The sequence below is a fragment of the Tychonema sp. LEGE 07196 genome (genome assembly GCF_963890365.1).
Lineage (GTDB): Bacteria > Cyanobacteriota > Cyanobacteriia > Cyanobacteriales > Microcoleaceae > Microcoleus.
The window spans coordinates 54,733-69,126 of the sequence record NZ_CAWPRX010000092.1; the positions used below are offsets into that span (position 1 = coordinate 54,733).

At 47.6% G+C, this 14,394-nt stretch carries 11 protein-coding genes; 8 read left to right on the top strand and 3 right to left on the bottom strand.

The window, feature by feature from the left end:
* Positions 1 to 163 precede the first annotated feature (163 nt).
* Positions 164 to 3,580: a response regulator gene (locus AACV78_RS11505; protein ID WP_194008342.1), complete on the bottom strand. Its 3,417-nt coding sequence runs from the start codon at positions 3,578 to 3,580 to the stop codon at positions 164 to 166.
* 119 nt (positions 3,581 to 3,699) lie between these two features.
* Positions 3,700 to 4,128: a response regulator gene (locus tag AACV78_RS11510; RefSeq protein WP_194008343.1), complete on the bottom strand. Its 429-nt coding sequence runs from the start codon at positions 4,126 to 4,128 to the stop codon at positions 3,700 to 3,702.
* Positions 4,129 to 4,660: 532 nt separating this feature from the next.
* Here AACV78_RS11510 and purC point away from each other — a divergent pair.
* The 3 genes from purC to lpxC all read left to right on the top strand — a co-directional run bounded on the left by purC (position 4,661) and on the right by lpxC (position 9,473).
* Entirely contained in the window at positions 4,661 to 5,389 is a 729-nt protein-coding gene (gene purC / locus AACV78_RS11515) for a phosphoribosylaminoimidazolesuccinocarboxamide synthase (RefSeq protein WP_194008344.1), read from the top strand.
* Between the two features lie 496 nt (positions 5,390 to 5,885).
* Positions 5,886 to 8,321: a BamA/TamA family outer membrane protein gene (locus AACV78_RS11520; protein ID WP_194008345.1), complete on the top strand. Its 2,436-nt coding sequence runs from the start codon at positions 5,886 to 5,888 to the stop codon at positions 8,319 to 8,321.
* Positions 8,322 to 8,615: 294 nt separating this feature from the next.
* Positions 8,616 to 9,473, top strand: coding sequence for a UDP-3-O-acyl-N-acetylglucosamine deacetylase (lpxC, locus tag AACV78_RS11525; protein WP_194008346.1), 858 nt, complete (start codon positions 8,616 to 8,618; stop codon positions 9,471 to 9,473).
* A 93-nt stretch (positions 9,474 to 9,566) separates the two neighbouring features.
* On the opposite strand, the gene AACV78_RS11530 is transcribed toward lpxC, so the two are convergent.
* Entirely contained in the window at positions 9,567 to 9,704 is a 138-nt protein-coding gene (locus AACV78_RS11530) for a hypothetical protein (protein ID WP_194008347.1), read from the bottom strand.
* Between the two features lie 46 nt (positions 9,705 to 9,750).
* On the opposite strand from AACV78_RS11530, the gene fabZ reads away from it, so the two are divergent.
* The 5 genes from fabZ to AACV78_RS11555 all read left to right on the top strand — a co-directional run bounded on the left by fabZ (position 9,751) and on the right by AACV78_RS11555 (position 14,376).
* Positions 9,751 to 10,272 carry a 3-hydroxyacyl-ACP dehydratase FabZ gene (gene fabZ, locus AACV78_RS11535; RefSeq protein ID WP_194008348.1) on the top strand — a complete coding sequence of 174 codons (522 nt, stop codon included), beginning with the start codon at positions 9,751 to 9,753 and terminating at the stop codon, positions 10,270 to 10,272.
* A gap of 179 nt (positions 10,273 to 10,451) precedes the next feature.
* Positions 10,452 to 11,246: an acyl-ACP--UDP-N-acetylglucosamine O-acyltransferase gene (gene lpxA, locus AACV78_RS11540; RefSeq protein ID WP_194008349.1), complete on the top strand. Its 795-nt coding sequence runs from the start codon at positions 10,452 to 10,454 to the stop codon at positions 11,244 to 11,246.
* A 41-nt stretch (positions 11,247 to 11,287) separates the two neighbouring features.
* Positions 11,288 to 11,890: a Uma2 family endonuclease gene (locus AACV78_RS11545; RefSeq protein ID WP_194008350.1), complete on the top strand. Its 603-nt coding sequence runs from the start codon at positions 11,288 to 11,290 to the stop codon at positions 11,888 to 11,890.
* Positions 11,891 to 11,911: 21 nt separating this feature from the next.
* Positions 11,912 to 13,084: a lipid-A-disaccharide synthase gene (gene lpxB, locus AACV78_RS11550; RefSeq protein WP_194008351.1), complete on the top strand. Its 1,173-nt coding sequence runs from the start codon at positions 11,912 to 11,914 to the stop codon at positions 13,082 to 13,084.
* 23 nt (positions 13,085 to 13,107) lie between these two features.
* The gene (locus AACV78_RS11555; RefSeq protein ID WP_194008352.1) at positions 13,108 to 14,376 is read left to right on the top strand and encodes a DNA cytosine methyltransferase; all 1,269 of its coding nucleotides are present in this window, start codon (positions 13,108 to 13,110) and stop codon (positions 14,374 to 14,376) included.
* The last annotated feature ends 18 nt before the right edge of the window (positions 14,377 to 14,394 follow it).

Genomic DNA, 14,394 nt, shown 5'->3' on the forward strand with positions numbered 1-14,394 from the left:
AGCTAAATTAATTGATTTTTTTTAATTAACCGCAGAGAACGCAGAGGATACAGAGTCAAGAAAGAAAGGATTTATTTCTTAGTCCGCTAGAAGTGGACTTGTTTTTTTAGGCTAGATTTCAATTGCTACTACGTTCGACTATGGACGATAGATTAACATAATTTTAACCAAATATTCGAGTTTCTACAAATTCTCGAACCCGTGCTAAATGACTAGACAAATTTACTAATATTTTTTGAACTACCTCAATAGTTGACAATTGAGCCGCTGCGGGTTCTGATTGAAAGCTTCGGGCATAATTCTCTAATTGTGCGGCTAAATCCGACATCAGAGCAACTCCCACATTTGCCGCAGTTCCTTTGAGACGGTGTGCTTGATATTCCACAGTTGGCCAATCTTTAGCTTCTACGGCTATTTTGGCAGCAGCGACATCAGCTTGCGCGTTTCCTACAAATGCTTGCAAAAGGCGATCGGGCAATTTAATATTAACTCGTCGGAGTTGCTCCAATCTGCTTTTGTCGAACAGTCCGTCACAGTCTCCGTGTTCCCAAGTTTGAAGCGCGATCGCCCTTGGTGCCGGCACAGCGGCCACCTCTACTTTTTGGGAGGTTTGTGTATAATATGTTACCGCTATCTCCGGTTCTGCCAAATTAATACTTTCAACTCCATACTTGTTTTTAAAATGAGTGTTTTGGGATTCATACTTGTTCAGTGCCGCCGCCAAAGCATCTAAATCTACAGGTTTGCTGAGATAATCATCCATCCCCGCCGCCAGACACTTTTCTCGTTCCCCCGGCATAGCGTGAGCTGTTAAAGCAAGTACAAAAGTATGCCGATCGCCCTTTTCTCGTTCCCTCAACTTTCTCGCCGTTGCGTAACCGTCAAGTACCGGCATTTGACAGTCCATCAACACTAGATCGTAGTTGTTTTGTGCCAACAAATCCAGCGCTTCTTGACCGTTGGCGGCGCAGTCAGCACGATAGCCTAAAGCTGCCAACTGTTCGACTATAACTTGTTGATTGATCGGGTGGTCTTCCGCCAGCAAAATTTTCAGCGATGAGGGCGAATTGGGAGTAACGTATTGAGAATTAGCTGCTGGAAAATTGCGACTATTAGCAGCCTCCAAGCTGTCAAACTCTCCCCTTTCCTTAACGGGGGCCAGCAAAGCCTCAAGCAAGCGGGAAGGCCGCACCGGCTCGATCAAATAGCCGTTAAAACCGACACTGCAAAGCGCTTCCGCTTTCGCCTGTTCCCGCAAAGCAGTCATGGCGATTAACGAGTCAACTGTTGAGAGCGATCGCACTTTCAAACCAAATTCCTCCGCATCCAAATCCGGCATTTGCAAATCCACAAGCACCGCATCGCAGCATTTTTCCCCTTCCCCCGAATCCTCAGAAATCCCGCCCAGAGCATTTTGCAACCAAGTCAAAGCATCAGCAGCCGTTTCTGCTTCATCGCAGCGAGCACCCCAACTTTGAGCGAGCGATCGTACCGCCGCCCTCCTCAAAGCGCTTCCAGATACTACTAACAGCTTCTTACCTGCAAGTTCGGGCAATTGAGGCTGAACTTGCAACTGTTTTTCCAAAGGTACAGCAAACCAAAAAGTCGAACCGCTATCTAGCAAACTGCGAACTCCAATGTCGCCTTCCATCATATCCACTAACTGCTTGCAAATCGCCAAACCCAAACCCGTACCGGCGTAAGGTCTAGTAGGAGAATCGTCTACCTGAGAAAAAGATTGGAACAGCTTTGTCTGCCCTTCCGGCGAAATTCCAATGCCAGTATCCCGGACTGAAAATAGCAATTTGATGTTTTCTTTGCCCTCTACCAGTTGCTTGCCCCGCTTGACAGCAACGTGAACGAAAACTTGACCGCCATCGGTAAATTTTATCGCATTCCCAGTCAAATTTAGCAAAATTTGCTTCAACCTGCCCGAGTCGCCCACCAACTTTCTCGGCACAGAACTATCAACTAAAATATTTAATTCAATATCTTTTTCATCTGCCAAAGGCGCTACCATTTCTATCACGGATTCAAGGCAGCTATCCAAATCAAAATCAGCTTTTTCCAGCCGCATTTCTCCAGCTTCAATCTTAGAAAAATCTAGGATGTCATTAATCACGCTCAGCAAATGTTCAGCACTGCGGTAAATAGTCTGAGCGCACTCGCGCGGTTTCGGTTCCAGAGGAGCCAGCAACAGCAATTGAGCCATCCCCAAAACCCCATTCATCGGAGTGCGAATTTCGTGACTCATGTTCGCCAAAAATTGCGATTTCACCCGGCTTGCTTCTAGGGCAGTTTCCCGCGCTTCCACCAATTCATTAATCTTGTCCGCTACCATCACCATTCCCCCCACTCTGCCGTCGGGATTGTACCAAGGATGAGCAGCCCAGCGCAAATACAAAACAGAGCCGTCTGCTCGTTCCCAAGCATCTTCGCTGACAGAAACTATCTCGCCTTTGAGCACTTCTTCATACATTACTTTCCAGCGATTTGGCGTATCGGGAAACACTTCGTAATGACTGAGATTAGTCAAAGACTGCCACTCCAAATTAAATTGAGTCAGCCATTTGTGAGAGTTAGCTAAATAGCGCATTTTTGTATCGAACATCGCCATTGCTACCGGCACGCAAGCAATAATTTGTTTCAATTGCTGCATTTCTATTTCTAGAGCATCTTCGGCTTGTTTGCGCTCGGTAATGTCGCTAATTATGCCGGCCATCCGCAATGCTTTTCCTTGCGAATTCCGCTGAGCTTTTCCCTGAGAAGTGCAGTAGCGGTAAGCACCGGATGAATGCAGCAGTCGGAATTCTACATTGTAGTCAATTCCTTGTTCTAAGTGCTCCCCGATCGCCCGAACGATGCCGTCCTTGTCCTCTGGGTGCAGGCGGCTGTACAGAGCATCCATCCTGCTGCCAAATTGATAGCGCGACAACCCGATCATTTCCAAAAGGCGATCGTTCCAATAAACATCATTTTTACTTAAATCCCAATCCCAAATTCCGTCATTTACTCCTTCTACAACTAACCTGTAGCGTTCCTCACTTTCCTTTAGTTTTTGACTCGTCAGAAGCGCCTTATATTCGGCGCTGTAAACGCGAAGTGCATTAAACAAACTGCGCGACAAACTATCTGGAGACATCTTGCCTTTAACGATATAGTCAGAAGCTCCAGCCTTCATCAATTCCACTGCAATTTGTTCATCGCCTTGACCTGTGAGGACAATTAAGGGGATTTTGATCCCAGCTTCCCGTATATCTTTCACTAAACTAAGTCCGTCTCCGTCCGGTAAGCCGTAGTCTAGGAATACACAGTCAAAGTTGCACTCAAATATTTGATTTAATAGCAGCGAATTTTCTGTCTCCTCAACGTCCCTTAAATGTAAGGATTGATTTTGTGTGGAGAGTTGCTCCGCCGCTGTGCTAGAATTTTTGCCGATCGAGAGTTTGGCGAGGGCCTCGGCACAATCTTCTGCTTCAGTAACTTCTGCCCAAACCCCAGCAGACTTTAGCGAACGTTTGACCCTCATCCGATCGACTTCATCGTCATCAACTATCAGAATTTTAATAAGCTTGTCCATAATAAGAGAATTAGGGATTAATCAGAAAAAGCTGTGGCATACAAAAACTAATAGAATAAATGCACCGCTAAAAAATTACAAAACCCACTTTGAAAGTTTTTTGTTAAATTTTCCATAATCTAGGGAATTTCGCTCAGCATCCAGTATCTGTTGAGGGTTCCCATAACTTCTACAAAATTAGAAAAAGTGACTGGTTTAAGAATATAGCCAGCTACATTCAAATTATAAGCTTCTACTTTATCTCTATCTTCATTAGAAGTTGTGAGGACGATTACAGGAATCGACCTCAGATTTTGATCTTGCCGCAATTCTCGTAAAAACTCAATGCCGTTCATTCTCGGCATATTCAAGTCCAGCAAAACCAACCTGCGCGTTTGAGGCATTACAGGTTCTATTTTTTCTTCTTGGCGTAATATAGCCAGAGCTTCTAGTCCGTTGGCAGCCATGTATAGGGGATTGACGATGTTATTTTTTTTGAACGCTCGCTGGACGTTCATCACATCTACTTCGTCATCTTCTACCAAAAGAATATGAATTTTTTTTTCCATAAATCAGTCTTTTTATAGATATGTTTTAACGACTATTGAGCGTTGGGAGTTTCCGTCGATTTTTGGATTGAAGATTTACCGGAAAAAATGGGTTTAAAGCCTCCCCGTTGTATGGTGCAAGGAAAAATTAATTTCCCTCGCTGACAATTTCCTGGCGCGCGCAATACCAATTTCATTAAGTAGCGTTACATCTCACCCCCCCAAGGCATCGGGGGGCTAGGACTTCATCTATAGCACATCTTTAAAAAAATGGTATAAGTCCGAGGTAATTGTTAATGGTTTGCTGTCAACCTTGATGCTGGCAACTGTTGAACCGTTTTTGGGTTCGGGCGCGGGGGATAGCGAACAAAGCCGGTCTAGTCTCTATTTTGCGCTGTCAAGAATCATTTATGGCTAGACCGATGGCAGTATCTATCCACAGAGGTACTCGCCTGTGAGGGGCGGGGGCGGGGCTGCCGAGAGCCAAACACTCGCCAATAATGCGCGATCGAGCTACTGTAAAATCTACAACTCATCTACATTATGAATCGCCATGTCAGCCGGACGCAAACTCTACGAAGGCAAAGCCAAAATCCTCTACTCCACCGAAGAGGGCGAAATTTTGCTGACCCACTTCAAAGACGACGCTACAGCCTTTAACGCCCAGAAACGCGGCAGCATTGTGGGGAAAGGCGAAATCAACTGCGCCGTATCCGCCCACCTGTTTCGGATGCTAGAAGCCAAAGGCATACGCACCCACTTCATAGACACGCCAGCGCCCAACCAAATGCGAGTCTGCCGCGTCCGCATCTTGCCCTTAGAAGTTGTAGTCAGAAACATTGCTGCCGGTAGTCTGTGCAAACAAACCGGAATTGCGATGGGTACAATTGTCAATCCGCCGCTGGTGGAATTTTATTACAAAAACGATGATTTGGGAGACCCCCTGCTGACCCAGGGCCGACTGCAGTTAATGCAGCTAGCCACCCCGGAACAAGTAGAACAACTAGAAATCGCCGCCCGCGAAATTAACGAAATACTCAAAGAATTTTTCACCCAGTGCGGCATCACGCTGGTAGACTTCAAACTAGAATTCGGCATCGACCAACATCAAAACCTGATTCTCGCCGACGAAATCAGTCCCGACACCTGCCGCCTGTGGGACAACGCAGAAACTGACCCCGACGCGCGCGTTATGGACAAAGACAGATTCCGCCGCGACTTGGGATCGGTAGAAACCGCTTACCAGCAAGTTCTCCAGCGGGTTCTAGCTCAGAAAGTTTAGAGCACTTAACAATGCGCTACAATTGCACAGTTTGTCGCCGTTGTGCTTTTGATGAATGTCAGCGGGATCGTCTCAGTTTTGATCTTGTATTAGTGTTGTCCCCGCTTGCTGTATATATAAGCAAGCAGACAAAAGCGGGGACAGCACTGCTACAACAGGTTTTTACTCTCATTGAGATGTTCCCGATGTAATTAGTCATTGACCAATGATTAATGACTAATGACCAATGACCAATGACTAATGACCAATGATTAATGATATCAAGTCCGATCGATTACCATCACAAAAACGGATCGCGCGTGCCGAATGCGAGTCCGCGACAAAGCAAGCGTATGCCAGGACGCACGCGCGAACCCTACTGATTGCGGTTAATCTACCAGACATGATATGACCAATGACCAATAACTAATAACTAATGACTAATGACTAATGACCAATGACTAATGACTAATGACTAATATCGTGTGTGTGTGATTGCCCAAAAGAGTGAACAAAAATGCGCTTATCTGCTGTATTGGTGGCAGTTCTTACTGTCTCAGCAACATTCGGATTATCAAATTCGGCAAGCGGTCAAACATCCTACTCTGAATCAGCAGAGGGGACTGTGGCGGCCGTTCCTCCGGTTGGGTCGATCGAATTACCCGATCGCCCAGTTCCAGAATTAACCCAAAATCCTTCTCAAAACCCCAAAAAAGCAGCTAAAAGCAGCTTTGCCGAAGACCTCAAAATAGTGGCGGCCCCTGCCAGAGGAGAAGACGACCGCGAACCACCAAACCGAGTCACAGACTCGCCATCCCCGGTTTCGCCCCAGCTTCAACTCAAACCCGAGCTAGCATCCAACCCATCCCCCGCCCCTAGCAGTCAAAACGCGCTGCAAGAGGTACAACCAGACAGCCAACTCCCCCCTTCGGAAGTGGCAGTAACGCCCGCCTGGGTCGCAGTAGAGCCTCGGAAACAGGACGGAGCGGGGACGATCGCCCAAAACCTACAAGTTTCTCCCAGAGCGACATCGGACGCATCCGGGGCGATCGGTCAAAACGCCCAAATTCCCAGACCCGCCCCCACCAGACCGCCGGCAAACACAGTTCCCACATTGCCCCCTGGCCCGGCACAATCGCAGCCCAGACCAACCCCAGCACCCGCCGAAGCGGCCGAACCGCAAGTGCTAGTTGCCGAAGTTACCGTCACCGGGGCAACGGGAGACCTAGAAACCGAGATTTACCGAGTCATCAGCACTCAACCGGGACGCACCACCAACCGCAGCCAACTGCAACAAGACATCAACGCCATTTTTGCCACGGGCTTTTTCAGAAACGTGCGGGCAGTACCGGAAGACACCCCGTTAGGCGTGCGAGTGACTTTTATCGTGCAGCCCAATCCAGTGCTGCAGAAAGTGACAATCACCGGCCAGCAAGTGCTGCCCCAAACCGTAGTTGACGAAAGCTTCGGCGATCAGTACGGCAAAATTCTCAACCTCCGCCGCTTTGAGGAGGGAGTCAAAAAAATTAATGCGTGGTATCAAGACAACGGCTATGTTTTGGGCCAAATCACAGATGCCCCGCAAGTAGCAGACGACGGTACAGTCACCTTGCAAGTGGCAGAAGGCCAGATCGAATCCGTTGATGTCCGTTTCCTGAACAAGGAAGGAGAACCAACCGATCCCACGGGTCAGCCGATTCGAGGCAACACCAAGCGTTTTGTCGTCACCCGCGAAGTAGAACTCAAGCCCGGAGATATCTTTAACCGCACCAAGGCGGAAAGGGATTTGAGGCGGGTGTTTGGTTTGGGGATTTTTGAAGACGTGCGGCTTGCTTTGGAACCGGGCACGACCGATCCGCGCAAGGCCAGAGTAATTGTCAACGTCATTGAAAAAAATACCGGTTCTCTGGCGGCGGGTGCGGGTTTGAGTTCCGCTACGGGTTTGTTCGGTACGGTGAGTTACCAGCAGCAAAATGTGTTCGGTAGAAACCAAAAATTGGGGGCTGAAGTACAAATTGGGGAACGGCAAACGCTGTTTGACCTGAGTTTTACCGATCCTTGGATTGCGGGCGATCCTTACCGGACTTCTTATACGATTAATGCTTTTAGAAGACGATCGATCAGCGTGATTTTTGACGGGGGAGAACGGGAAGTCAGATTGCCCAACAACGATCGACCCCGCATCGTCCGCACCGGTGCCGGCATCAATTTCACCCGTCCCCTGTCGCGCAATCCTTTTGCCGATTCTGAGTGGATTGCTTCACTCGGCTTGCAGTATCAGCGAGTCTCAATTACCGATCGCAAAGGCAGGCGCGAATCCGATGACGAACTCGGCAACCAGCTAAGTTTTAGCAATTCCGGCACCGACGACTTGACAACAATCCAAGCAGGTGCTGTGCGCGATCGGCGCAACGACCCCCTCCGCCCCACTAGCGGTTCCCTGCTCCGGTTTGGGATGGAACAATCCATTCCTGTAGGTTCCGGCAGCATCCTGTTCAACCGCCTGCGCGCCAGCTACAACTTTTACATACCAGTCAAGTACACCAACTTTACCCCCGGCCCTCAAACCCTGGCATTTAGTTTTAAAGGCGGCACCGTATTCGGAGATTTGCCTCCCTACGAAGCTTTTGCCTTGGGCGGTGCTAACTCGGTACGCGGATACGACGAAGGCGAAGTAGGAGCTGGCCGCAGTTTCCTAGAAGCCAGCGTTGAGTACCGTTTCCCGATTATTTCGTTTATCGGCGGAGCGCTATTTTTGGATGCTGGCACCGATTTGGGCACGGGCAAAGATGTCCCCGGCGACCCGGCCGGTGTCCGAGGAAAGCCCGGTAGCGGTTACGGTTACGGAATCGGCGTGCGGATTCAATCTCCGTTAGGGCCGATCCGGATCGACTACGGCATCAACGACACTGGCGGCAATCAAATTCACTTTGGGATTGGTGAGCGATTCTAATTAACGAAGAGTCATTAGTCAGTGGTCATTAGTCAGTGGTCATTAGTCATTAGTCATTAGTCATTGGTCATTGGTCATTGGTCATTAGTCATTAGTTAGGAGTAATCAGTAATGGGTGATTGGTAATCAGTAATGGGTAATTACTAATTCTCCCCGTCTCCCAATCTCCCCCTCTCCCCGTTTCCCCCTCTACTTTATTCCTTCTTCCTGATGACTACGGACTAATGACTACGGACTACTGACTACTAACTAATGACTACGGACTAATGACTACGGACTACTGACTACTAACTAATGACTCAAAGTACCTTAAAATCTGAATTTGAACTATCAGGAATTGGTTTGCACAGCGGCGAGCAAACTCGCGTCCGAGTTTTGCCTGCTGCTGTTGGAGAAGGTCGCTATTTTGTCAGAATTGACTTGTCGGCCGATCGCAGAATTCCTGCAAAAGTTGAGGCGGTTTGTCAGACTGCACTTTCTACTGAACTGGCAAATGCTGCGGGCGATCGAATTCGGACTGTAGAGCATTTATTAGGCGCTTTGGCGGGGATGGGAGCAGATAATGCTCGAATTGAGGTTGATGGCCCGGAACTGCCTTTGCTGGACGGTTCTGCAGAGGTTTGGGTAGAGGCGATCGCCCGTACCGGCTTAGTTTCTCAAGAATGCCAAGAATACCCCACTGCATCATTCGCCCTCGCCGAGCCGATTTGGGTGCGTCGCGGGGATGCTTTTGTGGCGGCTTTACCGTCGGCCCAAACTCGGTTTAGCTACGGAATTGATTTTGAGGAAGAGGCGATCGGCAATCAATGGTACAGTTGGTCGCCAGAGGTGGAAAGTTTTGCAACGGCGATCGCCCCAGCCCGTACTTTTGGACTTGCTCGCCAAGTTGACCAATTGCGACAAGCAGGTTTAATCAAAGGTGGTACCCTAGATAACGCCCTCGTTTGCGATCGATCCGGCTGGCTCAACCCGCCCTTGAGATTTGCCAACGAACCGGTGCGCCATAAAATCTTAGACTTAGTAGGCGACCTCAGTCTGCTGGGAACTTGGCCAAAAGCTCACTACTTGGCTTACAAAGCCAGTCACAACCTGCACGTCCAACTTGCTCAAACGCTGAAATCTCAAACTTTGGCGGTGCTAGAGACAAGTTAGAAAAGGTTCGAGCATTCGTCACAGTTACAATTCACAAACCAAGGTGCGAACCCTTGCGTTTATCTAGCAACTGCCAAGGCAGTTAGGACATTCTTAATTGCTGAATTCATTGCAGTGAATTGCTTCTCTGGCGACATAACTAAATCCTTCCTTCTTTCCATCTTCCATCTTCCATCTTCCATCTTCCATCTTCCATCTTCCATCTTCCATCTTCCATCTTCCATCTTCCATCTTCCATCTTCCTTACTCCCATACCACACTCAAAATTTTTCAAGTAATGTCCACGCTCACCGAAGTTAACACCCTCAACACTGCTAATTCTGAATCCGTTCCAGCCGAAAACGGTGAAGATTCTCCAGCGGTTAAATCTACTTTTACCCTCGAAGAAATTCAGAAAATATTGCCTCACCGCTATCCCCTGGCGCTGGTAGACAAGATTCTCGATTATGTGCCGGGATCGCGGGCTGTAGGAATTAAAAATGTCACTTTCAACGAACCGCATTTTCAAGGGCACTTTCCCGGAAGGCCGGTTATGCCTGGAGTATTAATTGTTGAAGCAATGGCTCAAGTTGGCGGTATTGTTCTGGCTCAGTTACCCGACATCGAACAAGGATTGTGGATGTTTACCGGGATTGATAAGGTCAAATTCCGGCGTCAGGTTGTACCGGGCGATCGCTTGCTGATGACTGTAGAATTGCTGTGGGTAAAACGCCGCCGCTTCGCAAAAATTCAAGCTCTAGCTGAAGTGGACGGACAAAAAGTTTGTGAAGGAGAATTGATGTTTTCGATGGTAGATTAAATTTGGGAATTGGGAATTGGGAATTGGGAATTGGGAATTGGCCAAACAGGGAATTGGGCATTGGGCATTGGTAATGACTAATCAGTAGCTAATAACAGCCAACAGCCAACAGCCAACAGCCAACAGCCAACAGCCAACAGTCAACAGACAACAGACAACGGACAACTAACAACTGAAAAATGCTTACTTTGATTCACCCAACTGCTGTGATTCATCCCCGCGCCGAACTGCACCCGACTGTAGAAGTGGGCGCTTATGCTGTAATTGGGGAAAGAGTGAAAATCGGGCCAGAGACTAAGATTGGCGCTCATGCAATTATCGATGGGCTAACAGAAATAGGTGCTAACAATCAAATTTTCCCCGGTGCGGCGATTGGCCTGGAACCTCAAGATTTGAAATATGAAGGTTCGCTGACTAGGGTAACAATTGGCGACAGCAATGTGATTCGGGAATACGTGACAATCAACCGCGCTACTGGAGCGGGAGAAAGCACCACAATTGGCGATCGTAATTTGTTGATGGCTTACGTTCACGTCGGTCACAATTGCGAACTCGGAGACCAGGTAATTATCGCCAATGCCGTAGCATTGGCCGGACACGTCAAAATCGAGTCTCAAGCCAGACTGAGCGGGGTTTTGGGCGTTCACCAGTTTGTCCGCATCGGCCGCTTGTCGATGGTGGGCGGCTTGAGCAGGATCGATCGAGATGTACCTCCTTATATGCTAGTCGAGGGAAATCCTTCGAGAGTGCGAGCAATCAACAAAATAGGCCTCGAACGCGCCGGTTTAACCCCCGAAGATTTGCTAGTTTTGAAGAAAACTTTTCGGATTTTATACCATTCTGGCTATACCCTAAATCAAGCTTTTGAACAGTTGGATTTGTTGCCAGAAAATCCTCATTTGCAACACCTGCGGAGATTTGTGCAGCAGTCTGTCAGCAAAGGGCGGCGCGGTTTGATTCCTGGTAAAAAGTGAATGGGCTAGAATAAATCTATCCACAGAGCGATGCTGGCCCTATGAATGTATATACTTCAGTCAAATCTACATTTCTTGAAACAGAACAAGATGGCTGCATCAGGTTATCAGATGTTAGCTGGGAGCAATTTGAAGCGATCGAATCAGCCTTTAAAGATATCGGCGGTGTAAAATTTTTCTATCTCGATCGCATCCTGCAACTTATGACTGTCTCCCCGGAACAGGAAATCATCAAAAAAACGCTCTGTATGCTGCTAGAAGCATACATGAGAGCAAGCGGGATTCGATTTTACGGCAAGGGCGGGCCGACTCTGGGTAACAGAGAGTTGGGAGGTAGAAAAGAGCCGGATGATTCCTATGATATAGGCGCGCCAAAAACAGTCCCAGATATTGCTATTGAAGTGGTAATTACCAGCGGCGGAATAGATACTTTAGAATTTTACAAACGATTGGGAGTTCGGGAAGTTTGGTTTTGGCAAAACAATCAGTTATCTCTATACTGTTTGAGAGGTAAAAATTACGAGCAAATTACCCGCAGTACATTTCTGCCAGACCTCGATTTAGAATTACTCCTGCGCTGTGCTAATATGCCAGATCAATATGATGCTGTGACTGAGTTGTTACAACAAATTTTACCCGTTTAAAATCAGAGTTTAATTGAAAATATGAAAATTTTTATCAGCACTGGTGAGGTTTCTGGCGATTTGCAAGGAGCTTTGTTAGTTGCTGCCTTAAAACGTCATGCTGTCGCCGCTGGTTTGGATATAGAAATAACAGCTTTGGGCGGGGGACGCATGGCGGAAGCTGGGGCTACTATTTTAGGCGATACTGTCAGTATTGGTTCTATGGGTCTTATAGAATCAGTGCCGTATATTTGGCCGACAATCCAAGTTCAGCAAAAAGCTAAACAATATCTAAAAAAATTTCCCCCGGATGTGGTTGTATTGATTGATTATTTGACTCCAAATCTCGGTATTGGTAGCTACATTCGCCGCTGTTTGCCAAATTTGCCCGTGGTTTGGTATATCGCACCTCAAGAATGGGTTTGGTCGATTTCTCCTCGCAATACAAATCTGATTGTCAGTATTGCCGATCGCATTTTGGCGATTTTCCCCGAGGAAGCTAGTTATTATCGGGAAAAAGGAGCCGAAGTGAGTTGGGTAGGTCATCCTTTGGTGGATAGAATTCAATCTGCGCCCTGTCGGGAAGCTGCCCGCAAAACTTTGGGAATTGGGCCGGAACAGGTGTCAGTGGCTCTAATTCCGGCTTCTAGAAAGCAGGAACTCAAGTACCTGATGCCGGTTATATTTGAGGCTGCTCGAATTATTCAAGCCCAATTGCCGGAGGTTCATTTTTGGATTCCGCTTGCTAACCCAGCTTTCGGCAGTAAAATAGCAGAGGCGATCGAGAATTACGGTTTGCGGGCTACTTTGTTGGAAAATCAAACTCTGGAACTTTTGGCGGCTGCCGATATGGCTATTACTAAATCTGGTACTGTTAATTTGGAGCTGGCTTTGCTCGATGTTCCGCAAGTTGTCGTCTACCGCGTCAGTCGGATTACGGCGATGATTGCTCGCCACGTACTGAAATTTTCGATTCCTTTTATGTCTCCGCCGAATTTGGTGGAAATGAAGCCGATCGTCCCGGAGTTGCTGCAAGACGATGCTACTGTGGAAAATATCGTCAAACACGCACTGGAATTGCTGCAAAATGCCGATCGACGCCAGGAAACAAAAGCGGGCTATCGCCAAATGCGCGAAAGTCTCGGAGATGTCGGCGCGTGCGATCGCGCGGCTGCCGAAATCATGAAAAATGTTAAATTAAATACAGCAAATTAAAGCAATTTTATAATTGAAATGTTATGTCAAGCAATCGGAAAAAGCGACCGATCGCTGTTGATTTATTTGCAGGCGCGGGCGGCATGACTCTCGGCTTTGAACAAGCAGGTTTTGATGTACTTGCTTCCGTCGAAATTGACCCAATTCACTGCGCTACACACGAGTTTAATTTCCCGATGTGTTCTATTTTGTGCAAAGATGTCGCACAGCTAACAGGAGCGGAAATTAGGAACAAATCTGCGATCGGCAAGCGGGAGATAGACGTAGTAATTAGCGGTTCGCCCTGTCAAGGATTCTCGCTGATGGGAAAGCGCGACGTGGATGACCCGCGAAATTCTCTGATTTTTCACTTTTTACGCTTAGTTTTGGAATTGAAACCAAAGTTTTTTGTCATGGAAAATGTGCCGGGAATTGTGGCCGGCCAACACAAGGAACTTCTGAATCTTTTAATTAGCTCTTTTGGGGAATCGGGATATCAAGTAGAAGAAAATTATCAAGTTCTTAATGCCGCTCACTACGGAGTGCCGCAAGCTCGCAAACGATTGTTTTTGATTGGGTGCAAAAAAGACTTTGAGCTGCCAAAATATCCTCAGCCAACTACTATGCTGCCGAAAAAGAAACTTCCCAAACGCTATAAAAAAATTAATTTACCTGCTGTTCCGACTGTTTGGGATGCGATTGGAGATTTGCCGGAAGTGGAAAAGTATAGCGAGTTGCTGCACCGAGATTGGGTAGTAGCAGAGTACGGAAATTGCAGCAGCGATTACGCGAGTTTTTTGCGCGGATTCGATGATTTTGAAAATGATTATGGTTACGATCGCCAGTACGATCGACAAATCCTCTCTTCGAGTCGGCGCACAAAACATTCTCTCGAATGTATGGAAAGATTTGCAGCCGCAGCCTACGGCGAAAAAGAGCCGATCAGCCGCTTTTACAAGCTGCACCCCGACGGAGTTTGCAACACTCTCAGGGCTGGAACCGACAGGGAGAGGGGCGCTTATACTTCGCCAAGGCCGATTCACCCGATCGTCCCTCGGTGCATTACAGTCAGAGAAGCTGCGCGGCTGCATTCCTATCCTGACTGGTTTAGATTTCACGTCACCAAATGGCACGGTTTCCGCCAAGTCGGAAATTCTGTACCGCCGCTATTAGCGAAAGCTGTAGCTGCACAGATTATTGGCGCTTTGGGCGTGAAAGCAATTAAGCCTAGTGTCAAGTTTCTAGTTGGAAATGATTCCTTGCTTAAACTAAATTGGTTGGAAGCGGAACAATATTATATGTCGAGTTTGTAGCGAGGACGAACAGCCTTG

Coding starts and splice junctions, on each gene's coding strand:
- AACV78_RS11505 (WP_194008342.1), bottom strand. CDS start 3,580: ATGGACAAGCTTATTAAAATTCTGATAGTTGATGACGATGAAGTCGAT.
- AACV78_RS11510 (WP_194008343.1), bottom strand. CDS start 4,128: ATGGAAAAAAAAATTCATATTCTTTTGGTAGAAGATGACGAAGTAGAT.
- purC (WP_194008344.1), top strand. CDS start 4,661: ATGTCAGCCGGACGCAAACTCTACGAAGGCAAAGCCAAAATCCTCTAC.
- AACV78_RS11520 (WP_194008345.1), top strand. CDS start 5,886: ATGCGCTTATCTGCTGTATTGGTGGCAGTTCTTACTGTCTCAGCAACA.
- lpxC (WP_194008346.1), top strand. CDS start 8,616: ATGACTCAAAGTACCTTAAAATCTGAATTTGAACTATCAGGAATTGGT.
- AACV78_RS11530 (WP_194008347.1), bottom strand. CDS start 9,704: ATGGAAGATGGAAGATGGAAGATGGAAGATGGAAGATGGAAGATGGAA.
- fabZ (WP_194008348.1), top strand. CDS start 9,751: ATGTCCACGCTCACCGAAGTTAACACCCTCAACACTGCTAATTCTGAA.
- lpxA (WP_194008349.1), top strand. CDS start 10,452: ATGCTTACTTTGATTCACCCAACTGCTGTGATTCATCCCCGCGCCGAA.
- AACV78_RS11545 (WP_194008350.1), top strand. CDS start 11,288: ATGAATGTATATACTTCAGTCAAATCTACATTTCTTGAAACAGAACAA.
- lpxB (WP_194008351.1), top strand. CDS start 11,912: ATGAAAATTTTTATCAGCACTGGTGAGGTTTCTGGCGATTTGCAAGGA.
- AACV78_RS11555 (WP_194008352.1), top strand. CDS start 13,108: ATGTCAAGCAATCGGAAAAAGCGACCGATCGCTGTTGATTTATTTGCA.